This window comes from Bradyrhizobium semiaridum, from assembly GCF_020329505.1.
Lineage (GTDB): Bacteria > Pseudomonadota > Alphaproteobacteria > Rhizobiales > Xanthobacteraceae > Bradyrhizobium > Bradyrhizobium semiaridum.
In genome coordinates this window covers 22,122-41,772 of record NZ_JAGKJJ010000034.1, presented here as the reverse complement: position 1 = coordinate 41,772, position 19,651 = coordinate 22,122, and the positions used below count along the sequence as shown (strand labels likewise).

21 protein-coding genes are annotated in these 19,651 nt (G+C 65.4%); 10 read left to right on the top strand and 11 right to left on the bottom strand.

What is annotated here, in order from left to right:
• Positions 1-84: 84 nt before the first annotated feature.
• Both J6500_RS27560 and J6500_RS27555 read right to left on the bottom strand, forming a co-directional pair.
• On the bottom strand, positions 85-525 hold the full coding sequence (locus J6500_RS27560) for a MarR family winged helix-turn-helix transcriptional regulator (RefSeq protein ID WP_225715847.1): 441 nt from the start codon (positions 523-525) through the stop codon (positions 85-87).
• Between the two features lie 156 nt (positions 526-681).
• On the bottom strand, positions 682-1,167 hold the full coding sequence (locus J6500_RS27555; protein WP_225715846.1) for a hypothetical protein: 486 nt from the start codon (positions 1,165-1,167) through the stop codon (positions 682-684).
• Between the two features lie 241 nt (positions 1,168-1,408).
• On the opposite strand from J6500_RS27555, the gene J6500_RS27550 reads away from it, so the two are divergent.
• The 4 genes from J6500_RS27550 (at position 1,409) to J6500_RS27535 (ending at position 6,306) form a co-directional block, all read left to right on the top strand.
• A complete protein-coding gene (locus J6500_RS27550; RefSeq protein WP_225715845.1) occupies positions 1,409-2,764 on the top strand; it encodes a substrate-binding protein in 1,356 nt (451 codons plus the stop codon).
• A gap of 113 nt (positions 2,765-2,877) precedes the next feature.
• A complete protein-coding gene (locus J6500_RS27545; RefSeq protein ID WP_225715844.1) occupies positions 2,878-3,753 on the top strand; it encodes a branched-chain amino acid ABC transporter permease in 876 nt (291 codons plus the stop codon).
• Between the two features lie 10 nt (positions 3,754-3,763).
• Complete coding sequence (locus J6500_RS27540) at positions 3,764-5,611, top strand: branched-chain amino acid ABC transporter ATP-binding protein/permease (protein ID WP_225715843.1); 1,848 nt, start codon at positions 3,764-3,766, stop codon at positions 5,609-5,611.
• Positions 5,608-6,306, top strand: coding sequence for an ABC transporter ATP-binding protein (locus J6500_RS27535; protein ID WP_225715842.1), 699 nt, complete (start codon positions 5,608-5,610; stop codon positions 6,304-6,306). The genes J6500_RS27540 and J6500_RS27535 overlap by 4 nt, the downstream gene beginning before the upstream one ends.
• Before the next feature lie 123 nt (positions 6,307-6,429).
• On the opposite strand, the gene J6500_RS27530 is transcribed toward J6500_RS27535, so the two are convergent.
• Complete coding sequence (locus J6500_RS27530; RefSeq protein WP_225715841.1) at positions 6,430-6,855, bottom strand: HIT family protein; 426 nt, start codon at positions 6,853-6,855, stop codon at positions 6,430-6,432.
• A 36-nt stretch (positions 6,856-6,891) separates the two neighbouring features.
• On the opposite strand from J6500_RS27530, the gene prmC reads away from it, so the two are divergent.
• Both prmC and J6500_RS27520 read left to right on the top strand, forming a co-directional pair.
• Positions 6,892-7,650: a peptide chain release factor N(5)-glutamine methyltransferase gene (gene prmC / locus J6500_RS27525; protein ID WP_376707868.1), complete on the top strand. Its 759-nt coding sequence runs from the start codon at positions 6,892-6,894 to the stop codon at positions 7,648-7,650.
• Positions 7,651-8,092: 442 nt separating this feature from the next.
• Positions 8,093-8,842: a DUF4167 domain-containing protein gene (locus tag J6500_RS27520; protein WP_225715840.1), complete on the top strand. Its 750-nt coding sequence runs from the start codon at positions 8,093-8,095 to the stop codon at positions 8,840-8,842.
• Positions 8,843-8,952: 110 nt separating this feature from the next.
• Here J6500_RS27520 and J6500_RS27515 read toward each other — a convergent pair whose 3' ends face one another.
• Entirely contained in the window at positions 8,953-9,705 is a 753-nt protein-coding gene (locus tag J6500_RS27515; protein WP_225715839.1) for a class I SAM-dependent methyltransferase, read from the bottom strand.
• 145 nt (positions 9,706-9,850) lie between these two features.
• Here J6500_RS27515 and gloB point away from each other — a divergent pair, with 145 nt between their 5' ends.
• Both gloB and J6500_RS27505 read left to right on the top strand, forming a co-directional pair.
• Entirely contained in the window at positions 9,851-10,618 is a 768-nt protein-coding gene (gloB, locus tag J6500_RS27510) for a hydroxyacylglutathione hydrolase (RefSeq protein ID WP_225715838.1), read from the top strand.
• Complete coding sequence (locus J6500_RS27505; RefSeq protein ID WP_225715837.1) at positions 10,618-11,049, top strand: cupin domain-containing protein; 432 nt, start codon at positions 10,618-10,620, stop codon at positions 11,047-11,049. The genes gloB and J6500_RS27505 overlap by 1 nt, the downstream gene beginning before the upstream one ends.
• A gap of 134 nt (positions 11,050-11,183) precedes the next feature.
• Here the strand turns inward: J6500_RS27505 and yddG are convergent, their stop codons facing one another.
• From yddG to J6500_RS27490, 3 genes are all read right to left on the bottom strand, one after another.
• Positions 11,184-12,056 carry an aromatic amino acid exporter YddG gene (gene yddG, locus J6500_RS27500; protein WP_225715836.1) on the bottom strand — a complete coding sequence of 291 codons (873 nt, stop codon included), beginning with the start codon at positions 12,054-12,056 and terminating at the stop codon, positions 11,184-11,186.
• A gap of 85 nt (positions 12,057-12,141) precedes the next feature.
• A complete protein-coding gene (gene phbB, locus J6500_RS27495; protein WP_225715835.1) occupies positions 12,142-12,867 on the bottom strand; it encodes an acetoacetyl-CoA reductase in 726 nt (241 codons plus the stop codon).
• A gap of 185 nt (positions 12,868-13,052) precedes the next feature.
• Positions 13,053-14,231 (bottom strand): acetyl-CoA C-acetyltransferase, encoded by a 1,179-nt coding sequence (locus J6500_RS27490; protein WP_225715834.1) that lies wholly within the window; start codon positions 14,229-14,231, stop codon positions 13,053-13,055.
• Between the two features lie 313 nt (positions 14,232-14,544).
• Here J6500_RS27490 and phaR point away from each other — a divergent pair, with 313 nt between their 5' ends.
• Positions 14,545-15,141 (top strand): polyhydroxyalkanoate synthesis repressor PhaR, encoded by a 597-nt coding sequence (gene phaR / locus J6500_RS27485; RefSeq protein WP_225715833.1) that lies wholly within the window; start codon positions 14,545-14,547, stop codon positions 15,139-15,141.
• 150 nt (positions 15,142-15,291) lie between these two features.
• Here the strand turns inward: phaR and J6500_RS27480 are convergent, their stop codons facing one another.
• Positions 15,292-16,983, bottom strand: coding sequence for a bifunctional diguanylate cyclase/phosphodiesterase (locus tag J6500_RS27480; protein WP_225715832.1), 1,692 nt, complete (start codon positions 16,981-16,983; stop codon positions 15,292-15,294).
• A 222-nt stretch (positions 16,984-17,205) separates the two neighbouring features.
• On the opposite strand from J6500_RS27480, the gene J6500_RS27475 reads away from it, so the two are divergent.
• Positions 17,206-17,490 carry a hypothetical protein gene (locus tag J6500_RS27475; RefSeq protein ID WP_225715831.1) on the top strand — a complete coding sequence of 95 codons (285 nt, stop codon included), beginning with the start codon at positions 17,206-17,208 and terminating at the stop codon, positions 17,488-17,490.
• A gap of 243 nt (positions 17,491-17,733) precedes the next feature.
• On the opposite strand, the gene J6500_RS27470 is transcribed toward J6500_RS27475, so the two are convergent.
• From J6500_RS27470 to mtgA, 3 genes are all read right to left on the bottom strand, one after another.
• The gene (locus J6500_RS27470; RefSeq protein ID WP_225715830.1) at positions 17,734-18,351 is read right to left on the bottom strand and encodes a hypothetical protein; all 618 of its coding nucleotides are present in this window, start codon (positions 18,349-18,351) and stop codon (positions 17,734-17,736) included.
• Between the two features lie 136 nt (positions 18,352-18,487).
• On the bottom strand, positions 18,488-18,670 hold the full coding sequence (gene rpmF, locus J6500_RS27465; protein WP_211990280.1) for a 50S ribosomal protein L32: 183 nt from the start codon (positions 18,668-18,670) through the stop codon (positions 18,488-18,490).
• A gap of 160 nt (positions 18,671-18,830) precedes the next feature.
• Positions 18,831-19,502 (bottom strand): monofunctional biosynthetic peptidoglycan transglycosylase, encoded by a 672-nt coding sequence (mtgA, locus tag J6500_RS27460; protein WP_225715884.1) that lies wholly within the window; start codon positions 19,500-19,502, stop codon positions 18,831-18,833.
• Positions 19,503-19,651 lie beyond the last annotated feature (149 nt).

Sequence of the window (19,651 nt, the reverse complement as noted above, 5' to 3'; positions counted from 1 at the left end):
TTTGTTGAATCGCCATCGCGCTTTAGCTCTTTGTTTAAGCATGATCCTTTCGGAAAACCGCCTCGCACATTTCCGGATCATGCTTTAGGAGCCGCTCGGCTGCGGCGATGATTTCAGCAGGCGGCGGAGCGCCGGGCTCGCGGCGCGGCGCAGTTCCTCGATGTTCTTCTTCGAAAGCGCTTGCAGCTTCTGCTCGCCCTTCGCGGTCAGCTTGAGCCGAACGCGCCGCGCATCGTCGGGATCGGCGACCCGGCCGATCAGCCCGAGCTTGACCATGCGATTGACCAGCTCGACCGCCGAGTGATGCCGGATCAGGAGAAACCGCGCGATGTCGCCGACGGTCGCGGGGCCCGGCCGGACGAACCCCTTAATGCCGAGCAGCGCCTGGTGCTGCTGCGGGGTCAATCCGGCCTGCCGCGCCGCTTCTTCGCTGAAGGCGAGAAACGTCCGCAGCTGGTAGCGGAACCGGGCCAGCGCCTCGTAATCGACCGCGGCGGCGCCACGCTTGGTGGCGCCGGTCGGCATGCGTCGCGGTCTTGGTTGAGGCATTCAATGGTCCCTGTAGTCGTCCCTGCGCGCGCGGCGGAGACGGCCGACATCTACCAAGCCGTGGCGAGACGGACCACCTCAGGATACCGCCACGCCCGCGTTTTCAACGGGCCGAGTGTCGCAGCGGCGGAGTCAAGTCGGGGGCAGCTGATCGTAGCCCGAGCTGAGGATCTTCAGCAGGACAATCTGGAACGCGACCGGAATCCGCGGGCTGCGGCGGCGGATCGACTTCTCCAGCGCCTCGGTGATCTCGTCCTTGGTGAGGCGCCCCGCCGAGGCGCGGTCGATCAGGCTGCTCCATACCTCCGACAGCGACTTGCCGGTGTGGTGCGGCGAAGGGACCGCGATGCCGCGCGTCTCAGCCCAATCGAGAATCTCGCGCGCGGTCTGCCGGCCGCAATTGCGCGCGGTAGCGAGATGCCGCGCGGTCAGCCGGCGCAGCAACTCGTCCGGCGGCTCCCAGCCCGCCTTCGGCGGGACGTCGTCAAGCAGCTCGACCGCCAGCTCCTTCAGCACGTTGAGCGCACGAACGCTCAGCGGGCACGGCCTTGCGGCGGCGCCCGGCGTCGCCGCGGCTTTGTCAGGACCTTCCCCCCGAGCTGAATCGTCTTCGATCATCGCCCCTCACTACACAACCGGCACGCGTGCGGTAAATCCGCCGATGTATCGTGTCTCGACATTAATCATATCGTAGACCGATATGATTCGACGAAAGTGACATTGACTTAAAGTCCCGCTGGGGAATTGTAGCGGCGACAGGCTGTCGCAGTGCAGCCGGCGCATCACGTGACCGATCGAATGGATTCGGCGGCGAATGATTCATGCGCGCCAACAATCATTATTTGGAGGATACTGAGCGATGAGCACCAAGGACCTTCGGCCGGGCAGCGCCCTGAACGTTTCACGTCGCACGCTGCTGCAAGCCGGTGCGGGCCTGATCGGCGGGTCGGTGTTGCCGGCCTCGATGTCGTCTTCGGCATGGGCCGAGGATCATGCCGCGATCGGCACCTATCCCGCCGGCTCGTCCGGCGCCTCGGTGTTCATCGGCATCTCGGTGCCGCGCACCGGCACCTACGCGGTGCAGGGCGAGGACGAGCTGAAGGGCTATCAGCTCGCGATCGAGCACATCAACAGCGGCCACGAGCTGATCAAGAAGATCTCGCCGAAGACCTCCAAAGGCGTGCTCGGCAAGGAATTGAAGTACGGCGTCGCGGATTCCGCGGCCAAGCCGAACGAAGCGGTGCAGGCGCAGCAGCGCTTCATCACCGAGAACAAGGCGGTGATGATCACCGGCGGCACCTCGAGCGCGGTCGCAGTCGCGCTCAACAAGCTGGCGCAGCGCGAGAAGGTGATCTTCGTCTGCGGCATCTCCGGCTCCAACGACACCACCGGCAAGGACTGCGTGCGCTACGGCTTCCGCCAGAACTTCTTCGGCCAGACCGCCGCCGCCGCGATCGCGCCGGTCATGATCAAGGAGTTCGGCAAGAACAAGAAGGCCGCCTACCTGACGCCGGACTACACCTACGGCCACACCGTCACCAAGTCGATGCAGGACTTTCTGGCCCAGGCGGGCTGGACCACGGTCACCAACCAGGTCTCGCCGCTCGGCGCGCCCGACTATTCGTCGTACCTGCTCAACGTCGCCAATTCCGGCGCCGACGTTTTGATCAACGTCAACTGGGGCCATGACGCGGTGCTGTCGACGCAGCAGGCCAAGCAGTTCGGCGTGCTCGACAAGATGAAGCTCGTGGTGCCCTACCAGGTGCCGTTCATCGCCCGCGAGACCGGCGGCCTGATGCAGGGCGTCTATGCCGCGACCGACTACTGGTGGACGATCGAGGACAAGTATCCGCTGGCCAAGATGTTCAACGAGGCGTTCGAGAAGAAGTACGGCTACAAGCCGGAATGGGGCGCCGAGAACGCCTATGTCAGCTTCGCGCACTGGGCCCGCATGGTCGAGGCGGCCGGCAGCTTCTATCCGCCAGACGTGATCAAGGCCTATGAAAAAGGCGAGACCGTGCCGTCGCTGGTCGGCGACGTACACTACCGCGCCGAGGATCACCAGGCGGTCCGCCCCGTCATCATCGTCCGCGGCAAGCAGCAGAAGGACATGAAGAACAAGGAGGACTATTACGACGTCGTCGAAATCGTCCCCGGCGAAGGGCTGATGCAGAAGCCGGACGCATTCGGCTGCCACCCCGGCGACTACACCTGATGATGCGCGGGCAACTCGGCGCCGCGGGCGGGCGACCTGCCGCGCGGCGCCGCTTTGTGTCGCGACGCCCGCAACGCTGCCCTGTCATTGAACGGGACATGTGAACCGCCGCCATGATCAACTGGCCAAATTTCGTCTCGCAACTGTTCAACGGGCTGGCGCTCGGCGCGCTGCTGGCGCTGATCTCCTCAGGACTGACGATCATCTACGGCACGCTCGGGGTGCTCAACCTCGCCCACGGCGCCATGTTCATGATCGGCGGCTATGCCGGCTATCTGACCTACAGCTACACCGAGTCGTTCGTCCTCGCCGTGATCGCCGGATCGCTGTTCGTGATGCTGCTCGGCATCGCGATGGAGCGCATCATCATCCGGCATTTCTATCATCGTCCGCACGAGGACCAGCTGCTGGTGACGTTCGGCCTCGGCATCTGCTTCGTCGAGATCGTGCGGCTGGCGTTCGGCAGCCAGTCGCAGATCGTGCCGCCGCCGGCGATGCTGCAGGGCATCACCTCGCTGGGCTTCCTGCTGTATCCGACCTACCGTCTCGCCGTCGTCGGCATCGTCGCGGTCGCGCTCGGCGGATTGTTCCTGGTGCTGTACCGCACCCGGCTCGGCATGATCGTGCGCGCCGGCATCGAGGATTCGGTGATGGTCGATTCGCTCGGCATCAACGTCTACCGCGTCTTCATGATCGTGTTCGGCATCGGCGCGATGGCGGCAGGCTTCGCCGGCATCGTCAACGCGCCGGTGGTGTCGCTGACCCCCGGCATCGGCGACGACATCCTGGTCCAGACCTTCGTGGTGGTCGTGATCGGCGGCGTCGGCTCGTTTCCCGGCGCCATTCTCGGCGGCCTGATCGCCGGCGAGATCATCAGCATCACCTCGATGTTCAACCCCGGCTACGCCTACGTGATGCTGTTCGTGGCCATGACGCTCGTACTGGTGCTGCGGCCGCACGGCCTGCTCGGCACGCAGGGCCGCGAATGACGGATTTTCCATGCTGAAGCAGCGCCGATATCTGATCGAGATCCTGACGGCCGCCGCGCTGATCGCCGCGCCGTTCGTGCTGCCGCTGCTGGGATTTGCGCCCAACACCGTCAACCGCATCCTGGTCTGGGGCCTGTTCGGACTCGGCTTCGACATCCTGTTCGGCTTCACCGGCCTGCTGTCGTTCGGCCAGTCGGCGTTCTACGGCACCGGCGGCTTCGTCGCCGCGTACCTGTTGACCCGGGCCGGTTTTCCGAACGTCATCCTCGCGCTGATCATCGGCATGATCGCAGCGGCCGCGACCGGCTATCTGATCGGCCTGATCGCACTGCGCCGCACCGGCATCTACTTCGCCATGATCACGGTCGCGATCGCCGAAGTGTTCTACTTCGTCGAGTTCAATCCGCTGTCGGATTTCACCGGCGGCGAGAACGGGCTGCCGGGGGTGCCGACGCCGAGCCTCAATCTCGGCTTCACCACGCTGCATTTCACCACCGGCTGGTCGCTCTACCAGTTCATTGCGTTCTGCTACTTCCTCGGCGTCGTGATTGCGCTGCGCATCGTGCGCTCGCCGGTCGGCGCGATCTTCAGTGCGATCAGGGACAATCCGCTGCGCGCGACCGCGGTCGGCCACAACATTCACGGCTACAAGCTGACCGCGTTCGTGATCGCCGCCGCCTATGCCGGCTTTGCCGGCGGCCTGCTCGGCGTGCTGCAAGCCTTCATGCCGCCGGACGCCTTCATGTTCGACACGTCGGGCCAGCTTGTGATGCAGACCGCGATCGGCGGCCGCGGCACGCTGTTCGGGCCTTTGGTCGGCGCCGCGGTCTGGCTGTCGCTGCAGGACTTTTTGCAGGCCGCGCTCGGGCTCGGCGCCGCCTGGAAGCTGGTGCTCGGCATTGTGTTCGTGCTGCTGGTGTGTTTCCTGCGCCGCGGCATCATCGGCGGCATTGTCGATCTCTACAGCTTCCTGACCGGCCAGCGCCGCGCGGGGAAGCCGGTGGAGAGCGAACCGCAATCGGACGCCGCCCCCGCCAGTGAGATCGCCGCCGCGCCGATGCCGGCGCCGCACCGCCCCGACGACCGGCCCTCGGGACCGATCCTGCAGGCCAAGGGCCTGACCAAGCGCTATGGCGGCCTGCTCGCCAACAGCGACATCGACTTCACGGTCAATCACGGCGAGCTGCGCGGCATCATCGGCCCGAATGGTGCCGGCAAGTCGACCTTCTTCAAGATGCTGACCTGCGAGGTTCACCCGACCTCGGGCAGCATCACCTTCGAGGGCCGCGACATCACCGGGATGAACGTCACCGACGTCTGTCAGCTCGGCCTGACCAAGAGCTACCAGGTCAACCAGCTGTTCGCCGGCCTCACCGTGCGCGAAAATCTGGTGATCGCGGCATTGTCGGGACTTCGCGGCAAGTTCAAGCTCGACCTGTTCCGCAGCATCGACAGCATTCCAGGCCTCGCCGAGCGCGTCGAGCATACGCTGGCGCTGGTCAATCTGACCCGCCGGACCGACACGCCGGTCGCCGAGCTCGCCTATGGCGAGAAGCGCCGGCTCGAGATCGGGCTGGCGCTGGCGACCTCGCCGAGTCTCCTGTTGCTCGACGAGCCACTGGCCGGCATGAGCCCGCGCGAGCGCGTCGAGACCGTGAAGCTGCTCAAATCGATCAGCCGGGGCCGCACCATGATCATCATCGACCACGACATGGATGCGCTGTTCGAGCTCGCCGAGCGCGTCACCGTGCTGCAGGAAGGCCGCGTGCTGGTCGAGGGAACGCCCGAAGAGATCAAGAACAACTCGACCGTCCAGGAGGCCTATCTCGGCGGCGTGCATGGAGTGCTCGCCGCATGAGCCTGCTCGAGGTCAACGGACTGAACAGCTACTACGGGGATTCCCACATCCTGTTCGACGTCTCGCTGCGCGTCGAGCGTAACGAGGTCGTGGCGCTGCTCGGCCGCAACGGCGCCGGCAAGAGCACGACGCTGAAAAGCCTGATGGGCGTGGTGACGCCGCGCAATGGCTCGGTGAAATTCGACGGCGCGGAGATATCAGGCAAGAAGAGCCACAAGATCGCGCAGGCCGGCATGCAGCTGGTCCACGAGGAGCGCCGCATCTTCGGCAGCCTCAGCGTCGAGGAAAATCTCGTGATCGCCGGCCTGACCGCCTCGCAACGTTGGCCGCTGGACCGCATCTACGAAATGTTCCCGCGGCTGAAGGAGCGCCGCGGCAATCGCGGCACCGACCTGTCCGGCGGCGAACAGCAGATGTTGGCGATCGCCCGTGCGCTGGTGCGCGATCCCAAGATCATCCTGCTCGACGAGCCGTTCGAGGGGCTGGCGCCGGTGATCGTGCGCGATCTGATGAAGGCCTGCCGCGACCTCGCCGACGCCGGCCAGACCATCGTGCTGGTGGAGCAGAACCTCGCCGCAACGCTCGCGCTCGCCCAGCGCATCTACATCATCAACAACGGACACATCGTCCACGAAGGCCCGGCGCAGGAGATCAAGGCCCAGCCCGAAGTGTTGCAGCGCTATCTCGGGGTGTGAAGCGCGGTGCGATTGGGCTGAATATCCGCGGCACTCGGAATTGCGTCCCCTCTCCCACTTGCGGGGGAGATGCACTGAGATCGTCGTCAGACCCACTCAACCCAGTCAACCTGTCTGTCGCTCTCAGCCGCCCAGCGCCGCGATCATCCGCTTCGCGTGCTCCGCCAGCACGTCCATGTCCTGCTTGTGGGTCTGGGCCGGCAGCAGCGCGACGCCGGCCTTGACCGGCATCACATGCATGTGCAGGTGGAGCACGACCTGCCCGCTGGCGGGTTCGCTGAACTGCTGGATGATGATGCCGTCGGCGGAAAACGCTTTCATCGCCGCGATGGCGATGCGTTTTGCGGACCGCGCCACCTCGGCAAGATCGTCCTCGGCGATATCGAGGATGCCGCGCGCGGGCGCCTTCGGGATCACCAGCGTGTGCCCGGGAGAGCGCGGCATGATGTCGAGGAAGGCGAAGGTCCGGTCGGTCTCGTAGACCTTGAAGCTCGGGATCTCGCCGCGCAGGATCTTTGCGAAGATGTTCTGGTCGTCATAGGCGGTCATTGTCGCTCGTGTCCCGGTCCGGATTGAGGCAACACCGTGCGCGCCGGCTGGGAACGGCGCAAGCCATATCGACGCCGCATCGACCATCGGCTAACAACGCGCGATGAGGCTATCAGGCGCCGTCTCGCCGGCGAGCCGGTCGCGCGCATTTTCGGCTTCAAGGAGTTTTGGGGGCTGCCGCTGCAGCTCTCGGCAGCGACATTGGTGCCGCGGCCCGACACCGAGACGGTGGTCGAGCGTGCACTGGAACTGATACGCGCCGACGGCAGCTCCGATCGCCGCTTACGGATCGCCGATCTCGGCACCGGCTCGGGCGCGATCCTGCTGGCGCTGCTCTCGGAACTGCGCAACGCGCATGGCTTCGGCACCGACATTTCGGTGCAGGCGCTACAGACGGCCACCCAGAATGCAAAGCAGCTCGGACTTGCGGAGCGCGCGACATTCACCATCGCCAATTATGCCGGCGGACTTGCCGGCCCTTTCGACCTCATCGTGTCGAATCCGCCCTACATCCGCTCGGCTGACATTGCCGGCCTCGCCGTCGAGGTCCGCGACCACGACCCTCGCGCCGCGCTGGACGGCGGCACCGACGGCCTCGACGCCTACCGCACCCTGATCTCGCAATCTGCGTGTCTCTTGGTCCCGCATGGAGTTCTGGTTGTCGAGATCGGACAGGGCCAGGAGAGCGACGTTGAAGCGCTGATGACGGCTGCGGGGTTATCCCCAACAGGACCGCCCAAGGCCGATCTGGGAGGCATCCCGAGGGCGGTTTCCGGCCGCCGACTGCCCCGATAAAGTCCTATTGGAACGCAAAAAAACCTCTTGGAATATCCCCCCGGAACGACTACGTTCCGGGCACAACATCGGTGCTGGCCCCGTAGCCTACGGGTGATGACCAGGGTTCTCGACGAGAGCCCGCCGATCGAAAGGTTCCACGAACGCAGGTCATATTGAGCGCAATAGCCGGAGCTGTGCTGCTCTCGACCGCCAAGCGAACGAAAGCCTGTTATTGCGCTTGAAGACTTACGTGAGAGAACTGAGCCTGTCTCGACGGGCGGAATGATTTGGTCGCTGGCGGAGTCCGTCGGCGGTTGGGGAACGCGTCTTTGCTGAACGCGACGGTCTGCGACATCGAACCAATTCGAACGGCACTGCGATTCCGTGCGCCTTAGCGTGCGCTCGAATCGGACCAGGCGATGGACTGCAATAACTTCAGGGCTGGAATAAAAGGCGACATATGAGAAACGGTCAAAATAACAAGCGGATGCGTAACCGGAATAATAACAACAATAACAACAACAATAACCGGCGCGGCCAAAATCCTCTGACGCGGGTGTACGAATCGAACGGCCCCGACATCAAGATCCGCGGCACGGCTTCCCACGTTGCCGAGAAATACGTCCAGCTCGCGCGCGATGCGCGCTCCTCCGGCGACCCGGTTGCGGCCGAGAACTACTATCAGCACGCCGAGCACTATTACCGGATCATCGCGGCCGCCCAGGAGCAGTTCCGGCAGAACCAGCAGCAGCCGCGGCCCGATGCCGAGATCGCGACGTCCGAGGACGCCGACGACGAGGGCGACGGCTATTCGAGCTTCGGCCAGGAGCCGGGCTTCGTGCCGCAACCCTACATGCGCGACAACAGCCAGCAGCCCTATCAGCGCGACCAACAGCCGCGCGAGCAGCAGCCGCGCGAGCGTGAGCACCGCGGCGACCGTGAGCACCGTCAGCAGCCGCAGTTTCAGGCGCCGCCGCAGAATCAGCCGCAGCCGGTGCTCGCCGATCCCGGCGGCGTCGACCGCCTGCCCTCCTTCATTACCGGCGGCGCGCAGCCGCAGGTGAATGGCAATTATGAGGGCAATGGCGGCGGCGAACGCAGCGAGCGTGGCGAACGCTTCCCGCGCCGGCGCCGCCGTCCGCACGGCCCGCGTCCCGACATGGCCGCGCAGCCCGCGCAGAGCGAGGACGCGACGTCCGGCAACGACTAAGCCGTCGAATGCCTCAAGGGGGTGGGTGACGGCGCCAGCGCCGCGCTCACCTTTTTTATGTCTCGTGTTGATGTCTCGCGCTTCCGCAGGAGATGCCTGCGCGAGCAGCATTACCAGTCGGGATGCGCCGAGTTGCGCGTCGCGGTCGATGACGGCACCAGCACCGGCTGGAGCGAGGGAATCAGCCGCGCGCGTTCGCGGTTGGCGGGGATGGCGCGGTAGACCTGCTTGCTGGCCTCGACGATATGCACGCCGGCGAACGGCATCGACAGTGCCGCGCCGACCCGCTCCCAGGCCATCGCCGAACGCAGGAACCAGCTGCCCTGCACCGGCGGCATGAACAGCGCCTCCCCCCATGCGGTCGGCGTGAACCAAGTCTGCCGCAGCAGCTGCGTGATCTGGGCGCGCGAATAGGGCCGGCCGTGGCCGAACGGCGTGTTGTCGGTGCGCGTCCATACGCCGCGCCGATTCGGGATCACGGCGATCAGCCGGCCCGACGGCGCCAGCACGCGCCAGATCTCGCGCAGCAGCCGCTCCGGATCGTCGGACATCTCCAGCGCGTGCACCACCAGCACGCGGTCGACCGCGGCATCCGGCAGCGGCATCGAGAATTCGTCGATCAGGGTCGCCAGCGCCGGCCGCCCGGTCGGCCATTTCAGCACGCCCTGGGCCGCCGGCATGAAGGCGATGCAGCGCTCGCAGGTCTCGCGGAACAGGCCGAGATAGGGCGTCGGATAGCCGAGGCCGAGCACGCGCTGGCCATCGGCATTGGGCCAGCGCTCGCGGATCCCGCGGTTGATCAGCTGCCGCGCGATGATGCCGAGGCGCTGGGAATAGAAATCCCGGAGATCGATGACGTCCATGGCCCTAACCTAACATGCCGCCTGCCGCCCCGCCGCGCCGAAAATTGCATTGCCGCCGGAGCGTTAACGCCATATTTCACCCCTATATCTGGCCTGTTAGCGTCATCGCCCAAGCCCTTCGTGGAAAGCCATTCGTGGAGACATCATGGCCGCCGAAATTCGCACCTTCACCTGCCTGACCGACAATTTCGGTTACCTGATCCACGATCCCGTGACCAAGGCGACCGCATCGATCGACGCGCCGGAGGCCGCCCCGATCATCGCGGCGCTGGAGCGCGAGGGCTGGACGCTGACCGACATCCTGATCACCCATCACCATGGCGACCATGTCGGCGGCGTCGCCGAGCTGAAGCAGAAATACGGCTGCCGCGTCGTCGCCCCGCATGACAAATCGGCGAAGATCGCTAATGTCGATCTGCGCGCCGCCAATGCCGACGTGATCAAGATCGGCAGCCTCTTGGCCCGGGTGGTGGAAACGCCCGGCCATACGCTCGACCATATCTCCTACGTGTTCGACGCCGAGAAGGCGGTGTTCGCGGCCGACACGCTGTTCTCGATCGGCTGCGGCCGGGTGTTCGAGGGCAACTACCCGATGATGTGGGATTCGCTTTTGAAGCTGCGCGCGCTGCCGGATGATTTCCGCCTCTATTGCGGCCACGAATACACCGCCTCGAACGTGAAGTTTGCGCTCACCGTCGAGCCCGACAACGCGGCCCTGCAGGCCCGCGCGGCGGAGGTGACGAAACTGCGTGCCGAGAACAAGCCGACGATTCCGGTCCTGCTCGGCGATGAGAAGAAGGCCAATGTGTTCCTGCGCGCCGACGAGCCGGTGGTCGCGGCCAAGCTGCACATGAAGGGCGCCGATCCGGCGCAGGTGTTCGGCGAGCTGCGCGAGCGCAAGAACAAGTCGTGATGCCTGAGCTCTCGGCGGCGGAGATCATCGCCCGGCTCGACCTCAAGCCGCATCCGGAAGGCGGGCATTTTCGCGAGACGTTTCGCGACGAGCGCCGCGATGCCAGCGGGCGCAGCTATTCGACTTCGATCTACTTTTTGCTGGCGCGCGACGAACGCTCGCACTGGCACCGCGTCGACGCCGTCGAGATCTGGCACTATTACGCGGGCGCTCCGCTGCGCCTGCAGATCGCGCAGGATGGCGGAAGCCGGCAAATGGTGGCGCTCGGGCCGGATGTCGCAGGCGGCGAACAGCCGCAGGCGATCGTGCCCGCGAACGCCTGGCAGGCCGCGGAGAGCAGTGGGGAGTGGACATTGGTCGGCTGCACCGTCGCCCCGGCATTCGAATTCGCAAAATTCCAGCTCGCGCCGAAAGGTTGGGAGCCTTCGTAGGACTATCCCCCGTCCAATGGCCATCGACCCTTCGAGACGCCGCTTCGCGGTCGCCCGGTCAAGCCCGGCGATGATGAGGACAAAGCTTCACATCCTCTCAGGGTGACTGTGAAGCACGCCTCGCTTTGCCCGACCTACGCTCTCTTTCGCAACACCATGTCTTTCGCCGAGATCAGCCCGCCGCCGGCGATCAGGATCGCCGCGATGGCGATGTTGGCGCTGGCCTGCGCGAAGCCGGCGAGGATCAGGAACGCGGTCGAGAGCAGCGGCGTGGCATAGGAGGCCGCGCCGAGCACGCGGATATCGCCGCGCTTCATGCCGATGTCCCAGGCGAAGAACGCCGCGCCGACCGGGCCGATGCCGAGCCCGATCACGGCAAGCCATTGCAATGGGGTCGCTGGCCAGACCGTTGTCTCCACCACCATGTGCACCAAGGCGGCGAGCACCGCAGTGGCGAGGCAGAAGCCGGCGACGGCATCGGTCGGCACCGCCTTGAGGCGGCGCGACATCACGGAGTAGGACGCCCAGACGAAGGCCGCGACGAACGCCGCCGCGAAGCCCGGGATCTGCTCCTTGGCGAAATTGCCGGTGTTGCCGGCGAACAGCAGCACCGTGCCGACCAGCCCGAGCAGTGCGCCGACGACGTGATGGATCGCGAGCCGCTCGCCCGGCAGCAGCGAGGAGAACAGCACGATCAACAGCGGCCAGAGATAGTTGAGCAGGCCGGCTTCTGCCGGCGGCGCGAAGCGCAGCGCCAGGAAATACAGCGCGTGGTAGCCGAACAGACCGCCGATGCCGACGACCCAGGCGACCAGCGGCTGCTTCAACGCGGCAAAAGCCGAGGGACGAAACAGAAAGCTGATGAACGCGACCACAGCCCCGATCGCGAACGTCATCGCGGCGAGCTGGAACGCCGGGATCTTCCCGGTCGCGACCGTCATGACCGAGAGCAGCGACCACATCAGAATGGCGGTCAGTCCAACAAGGGTAGCGGTGCGGGTCGTCATCACGGCCCCCCTTGTACAGACGAAAATGCCCGGCACAAGGCCGGGCATCTCGTCGTGATCGGTATCGCGTACGGCGCGACGCCGCTCAGGCGTGATACTGGCCGCCGTTGATGGTCAGCGTCGAGCCGGTGATGAAGCCGGCTTCGTCGGCGGCCAGGAACACCACCGCGCGCGCGATCTCTTCGGGCTCGCCGAGACGGTTGACCGGGATCTGCGGGATCACGTTCTTCTCCAGCACGTCCTTCGGCACCGCCTGCACCATCTCGGTGTTGATGTAGCCCGGCGCGATGACGTTGACGGTGATGCCGCCCTTGGCGTTCTCGATCGCGAGCGCCTTGGTGAAGCCGATGTCGCCGGCCTTGGCGGCGGAGTAGTTGACCTGGCCGAACTGGCCCTTCTGGCCGTTGATCGAGGAGATCGAGATGATGCGGCCGAACTTGCGGGCGCGCATGCCCTCGATCACCTGGCGCGTCATGTTGAACAGCGAGCCCAGATTGGTGTTGATCACCTCATTCCACTGCTGAAGCGTCATCTTGTGGAAGGCGGTGTCGCGGGTGATGCCGGCATTGTTGACCAGCACGTCGACCGGGCCGAGCTCCGCCTCGACCTTCTTGACGCCTTCCGCGCACGCGTCGAACGAGGCGACGTCCCACTTGTAAACGGGAATGCCGGTATCCGCCTTGAACTTCTCCGCGGCGGCATCATTGCCGGCGTAGCTCGCCGCCACGTTGTAGCCCGCCGCTTTCAGCGCCTTGCTGATCGCAGCTCCAATGCCGCGCGTTCCGCCCGTCACCAATGCAACACGTGCCATGTCCGTCTCCTCCTTGGCCGTCTTTTATAACCGGAATTGCTCCGGTCTTCGCACTCACAACCCCGAAATAAAAATGCTCGTCGAAACAAAAATGCCCGGCGCGAGGCCGGGCATCATCTCTATCAGCTCGCGCCGCGGTTGACAGATGATCTTTTCATCACCTAACCCGCCCCGCTGCCTTCAGTTCAGTCGCGTGCAACGCACATCGCGATGCCCATGCCGCCGCCGATGCACAGCGTCGCGAGGCCTTTCTTGGCATCGCGCTTCTGCATCTCGTGCAGCAGCGTCACCAGTACGCGCGCGCCCGACGCGCCGACCGGATGGCCGATCGCGATCGCGCCGCCGTTGACGTTGACCTTGGCCGGATCCCAGCCGAGGTCCTTGTTGACTGCGCAGGCCTGCGCGGCGAACGCCTCGTTGGCCTCGATGAGGTCGAGGTCGGCGATATTCCAGCCGGCCTTCTTCAGCGCCGCACGCGAGGCGGGGATCGGGCCGGTGCCCATGATCTTGGGATCGACGCCGGCCTGACCCCACGAGACGATGCGGGCGAGCACCTTCTTGCCCTGCTTGGCGGCTTCCTTGGCGGTCATCAGCACCACCGCGGCAGCGCCATCATTGATGCCGGAGGCGTTGCCGGCGGTGACGGTGCCGTCCTTCTCGAAGGCAGGGCGGAGCTTGCCCATCGCATCGAGCGTGGCGCCGTGGCGCGGATATTCGTCGGTATCGACGACGATGTCGCCCTTGCGCGACTTGATGGTGACCGGGACGATCTCGTCCTTGAACTTGCCGGCCTTCTGCGCCGCCTCGGCCTTGTTCTGCGAGCCGACCGCGAACTCGTCCTGCTGCGAGCGCGTGATCTGATACTGCTTGGCGACGTTCTCGGCGGTGTTGCCCATGTGGTAGCCGTTGAAGGCATCCCACAACCCGTCCTTGATCATGGTGTCGACTAGCTCGAGGCCGCCCATCTTGACGCCGCCGCGCAGATATTGCGCGTGCGGGGCCATGCTCATCGATTCCTGGCCGCCGGCGACCACGATCGACGAATCACCGTTGAGCAGCGCCTGATAGCCGAGCGCCACCGTGCGCAGGCCCGAGCCGCAGAGCTGGTTGACGCCCCAGGCCGGGCTTTCCACCGGGATGCCGGCCGCGATCGAGGCTTGGCGGGCCGGGTTCTGGCCCTGCGCCGCGGTCAGGATCTGGCCCATGATGACTTCGGAGACCTGGCCGCCTTCGACGCCGGCCCGCTCCAGCGCCGCCTTGATGGCGATCGCGCCGAGATCGTGAGCCGGGGTAGTGGCGAATGCGCCGTTGAAGCTGCCGACCGGGGTGCGGGCGGCGCTGACGATGACGACATCGTCTGACATGGACATCTCCTGTGGGTTGTAGCTGGGTTTCTCGACGGCGGGCGGCCCGGTTTGGCTGGCCTGTCTCTTGATTCCATCCTGTTAACCTAGGCAGCGCGTGTCAATTGGCCAGTGGCCGATTTCGCGCCGCGCCGCACGCGAAATGGCGCCTCTGGCACTTTCCTAAGCAATCCCTTTGCTTTGGGATTAACCGCACAGCACAAAACTCTAGCCGAACCGCTTTGAAAATGCTTACCTTTGCTGCGATGCGTTGCATTTAGCCCTGCGGCGGTGCTGCCGGGTTCCAGGTTCTTCGGTGTTGAAGTGAGAGCCCATGGCAAAATCTGAACAACCGACCACGATCAAGAAATACGCGAACCGGCGGCTCTATAATACCGGTACGAGCACCTATGTGACGCTAGAGGACCTCGCCGCGATGGTGAAGGAAGGCGAGGACTTCCTCGTTTATGACGCCAAGACCGGCGATGACATCACCCGCTCCGTGCTCGCGCAGATCATCTTCGAGCAGGAGAACAAGGCCGGGCAGAACCTGCTGCCGACCACCTTCCTGCGCCAGCTGATCCGCTTCTACGGCGACAGCATGCAGATGGTGGTGCCGAAATATCTCGAACAGTCGCTGGAGACGCTGACCAAGGAACAGGAGAAGTTCCGCAAGCAGCTTGCCGGCGCGCTGAGCGGAACGCCGTTCGCACCGCTGGAAGAGCAGGTCCGCCGCAACATGGAGCTGTTCCAGCAGACCTTCTCGATGTTCAAGCCATTCGTGCCGCAGCCGCCGCGCACCAATGCCGAGGCGGAGAAGGTGCCGGAGCCGACCCAGGGCGACGACAACATCGACGATCTCCGCCGCCAGATGAAGGACATGCAGGACCGCCTCGAGCGCATGTCGCAGCCGGCGAAGAAGGACGAGTAGGGCTTCGCGGCGCTGCACTCGAGCAAACGCCAACTCGATTTCGCCATTCCGGGCTGCGCCTCTTTGGCGCAGGCCCTGAATCCATTCATCCACACAACATTGGCCAAATGGATTCCGTGCTCGCGACTTCGTCGCGCCCCGGAATGACGGCTATCCCGCGGCAGGCACGGCCTTCTCGGCCGCCGCGTTCCACGGCCGGTCCGGCGAGGCAAGGCCGATCAGGCGGCCCTGGATGAAGTCGCAGCCCCAGTCGCGCAGCATCATTGCGGCCTCTTCGTCCTGCACCCATTCGGCGACCGTCTTGATCTCGAGCCGCCGCGCGAGATCGATCAGCGTCTGCACGAAGGCGCGGTCGTCGGAGGAGCGCACGATGTTCTGCACGAAGGCGCCGTCGATCTTGACGATATCGACGCCGAGCTTGCGTAGATTGCGGAACGAGGTGTAGCCGGCGCCGAAATCGTCGATCGCGATCCGGCTGCCGAAATTCTTCAGCCGGGTGACGAAGCCGCGGACATCGTCGATGTCCTGGATCGCGACCGTCTCGGTGATCTCGACGATCAGCCGCTCGCCGACGCCGGGATGCGCGTGCATCAGCGACTCGATCGTGGTCCACCAGTCGGGATCCATCGTGGTATCAGGCGAGATGTTGAGGCTGAGCTGCACGCCGGGCGCGGCCGCGAGCTCGGCGACGGCAAGCTCGAGCACACGGTGATCGACCAGCCGGATCAGGCCGAGCCGCTCGGCGACCGGCACGATATCGGGGGCGAGCAGCGCGCGGCCGTCGTCCTGCTCCATGCGGACCAGGCACTCGTAGAACGCCGGCTGCCGTGCATGCGCATCAACCACGGGCTCGAAGCCGATCACGATCCGCCGCTCGTTCAGCGCGGTGACGATCTCGTCGGTGACGCGGATGTTGACGCGGCGCTGCGCGTCGCGCTCGACATTCGGCTTCCACAGCGCGAACGATCCGGCACGCCGGCTCTTGGCGGCATCAAGCGTTTCCTGGGCGCGGTTGACCGCCTCCTCCGCCGTCCGCGCGTGCCGCGGGATGGTGACGGCGCCGATCGAGGCCGTCACCGACACCGGGCCGGATTTAGTCGGCACCACCTCGTCGCGCACCGCGGCGAGGAAGCGCTCGGCCGCGACATTGGTGTCGTCGACGGTGCAGTTGCGCAGGATCAGGCCGAACTTGTTGCCGGAGAAGCGGCCGAGCATGTCGCCGCTGCGCAGCCGGGCGCGGATTCGCCTGGCGATCTCGGCGATCACGGCGTCCGCCACATCGAAGCCGAAGGCATCGTTGACCCGCGCCAGATGATCGATGCCGATCAGCATGAACGCGCAGGCGGTGCGGAAGCGCGCGCATTCCTCGATCGTCTCGGCGAGCGAGGCGATCAGATGGGTGCGGTTCAGCTCGTTGGTCAGCGGATCGTGCCGCGACAGTTTCACAAGCTGCTCGTCGCGGGCGTGGCGCTCATTGTTGACGCGGATGATGCCCTCCGCGCGCGCCGGGCGGCCGTCGGGGCCGGCGAACCAGCAGCCGGTCTCCTCGATCCAGATCACGGGCGCCGAGGTGACGGCGCGCACGCCGTATTCGATCCGGTAGCAAACGCCCTCGCCGCTGCGTGCCGGCGCGCCCTGGCCGAGCGCATCCGTGCGGACCGAACGCTGCGGCTCGATCAAGGCCGCGAGCGCCGCACCCGACGCCAGCGCCGGTTCGGGAATGTCGGGGAAAACCGCCGCCACATTGTCGCTCCAGGCGATCGCGTCGGTCGCCAAATCCCAGGCGAAGGTCGCCTGACCGAGCGCGGCGAGGATGCTGGCAGCTGGCGGGACAGTGGGCATCAAGCTTGCCTCAATTCGGGACATCAGGCGGTGATTCTGTATGTCCTCAAGATAGGAGTTCCGGCGAATCGGACGCTATGTGAGTTTGATAAATAATCTGGAAACCACAATTGACGCTGCCCGGGAACGGATCGGGCGCCGCGGGCATGAGCCTTGCCACAAGGAGGTGGCGAAGGACGCAACGTCCCAAAACATAACGGTTCAACCGAGGTCTTGTTCGCAATGTTCGATGCCGATCAGTGGGAAATCCTCGACGACGAGGTGACGGGCGATCCCGGTGCGACCGGTACGGCCCTGGTCCCGCTGACTGCGACGACCCATTGGGCGCCCAAGATCGCGCTGCCCCACGCCGATCCGTCCTTCCTCGCCCAGCTGATCGCGACCGCCGCGCGCGAGCCGCAGACGCGCGGGCTGCGGCGCGGATCGCCGGCCGATGCGCAGACCGCCTACGGCCCGCATGTCAGCGAACGGCGCAGCGTGGCGCGGCGCACCCGGCAGATCGTCTAGATTAAGCGCGATGCAGTTAGGCTAGATCGGTTTTGACCGCGGGTTTTGGTCCACCTCTCCCTTGGGAGGGGTCGATTTGCGCAGCAAATCGGGTGAGGGGTTACGGTCTATCGAGAGAGCAAGAGCCCTCACCCGGCGCTACGCGCCGACCTCTCCCCGGCGGGGAGAGGTGAACGGGACTGCGGCGAGCCCTATTTCAACCTAAACTTCATCCGCTCTAGACAGAGATAGCTAACAGAGAGGTCAGCGCTGCGGCGCGTCCGGCGGCGACTGGTTGCCCGGCTGGAGGTCGGGCGACGCGATCGTCGGCTGCCCGGGCTTCGGCGTCGGCTCCTCATGCGGCACAGCTTCCGCCGCCGCGGCTGGTGCGGCCGGAGGCGGGGCGGGTGCCGGCGACGGCTGCGCGATCGGTGCCGGTGCAACGGCCGGCGTCGGCGGCGGCGCGTCGGCCGGCACGGGCTCGAACTGGCCGTGACCGGTCGGCGCAGCCACCCGGCGGCGGCGCGTGCGCAATGCAATTCCGGAGATGAAGTCGACCAGTGCGAGCAGCGTCAGCAGGCAGAACGTCGAGTTGCCGAATTTCGGCCAGAGCACGAATTCGGCCGCCGCCGCGCCGAACACGATCAGCGACAGCAGATGGTCGGTGAGATATTTCGCGCCGGGACGCGCGCCCTTGATCACTTCGAGCAGAAGCAGCAGCACGCCGGCGGCGAGCAGCATGTCGCTCAGCGTGATTTGCCACACCTCGCCCGACATCAAGGTCAGCCTGAACAGCGGATCCGTGAAGGACACGCCGGGCATCAGGAAGACGATGATGTTGTAGACCGCGAGCGGGATCAGCAGCAGCGGAAAACCGACCATCGGGCTTGCGCCTTCAACAGGAGGACCAAGCAAGTGCGGCGAGGCACTGGCCCCGCCGCTGCTACGCCCGTATTGACCGCATTCGTTGGCCGAAATCAGGCACCGCAAGCCGCGGTGCGACGGCCAGAACGGCGGATCAGGACTCTTTCTTCTTCAGGACCTGGCGGCCCTTGTACATGCCGGTCTTCAGGTCGAGGTGGTGCGGACGGCGCAGTTCGCCGGAGTCCTTGTCCTCGACATAGGTCGGGGTCTTGAGCGCATCTGCCGAACGGCGCATGCCACGGCGCGACGGCGAGGTTTTTCTTCTGGGAACGGCCATAACGGTGTCCTCTAGGGGTGTTGCGGAGGCATCGTCCGAAATACGGACGCGGCTCAGCGCGTACGGAGCGCAAGCTGCAATGCCGGTAAGGCCGCGCTTATAGAGGAAGGGGCGGCGCAATGCTAGGGCCGGAAGCTGCAAAAATCGCCCGAAAATTGGCCTAATCGCCGCGATTTTCGCGCCAGCAGCGCGCCACCGCGTTGGCGCGGGCCATGTAGGTTCCGGACAGCCGCCGCACCCCGGGACCGGGCTTGCGGGCGCTGCGCTTGACCGGATTGGGCAGGATCGCCGCCAGCAGCGCCGCTTCCCGCGGCGACAGGTCCGCGGCGGACCGGCCGAAGGCATATTGGGCGCCCGCCTCGGCGCCGAACTGCCCCGACGGGCCCATTTCGGCGATGTTGAGGTAAATTTCCAGCACGCGCTGCTTCGGCAGCACCAGATCGATCCAGAGCGCGAGCGGCAATTCGAGCGCCTTGCGGATCACGCTGCGGCCGTTCCAGAGGAACAGGTTCTTCGCGACCTGCTGGGTGATGGTCGAGCCGCCCCGCGCCACCTCGCCGTCCTCGGCGTCGTCCAGTACCTCGCGCAACGCCCCCCAGTCGACGCCCTTGTGCTTGCAGAAATGGGCATCCTCCGAGCCGACCACGGACCGCGCCAGATAGGGCGACATGGCGCCGAAATCGATCCAGTGCCGGGTCACCGGCGCCCCCGTCAGGGTCCGCCACGCCATCAGGGCCGAGACCGGGTGGCCGGTCCGGTAGAACGGCGTCACCAGGTACGGCAGCAACAGCAGGACCAGCAAAATCAGCAATAAAATTCGGATGATGCGCAAAACGACGGTTTCCGGCTGGGATGCGGCCCGCGCACCGGTGACGATAAGACCGGCACCACCTGACGTCTGCCGATAATTCGCGGTTTTTCCAGCACTTTTAAGGCGCAATCCGTCGCAGGCTGGAATTGACGAAGCCGGTGCCATCAACG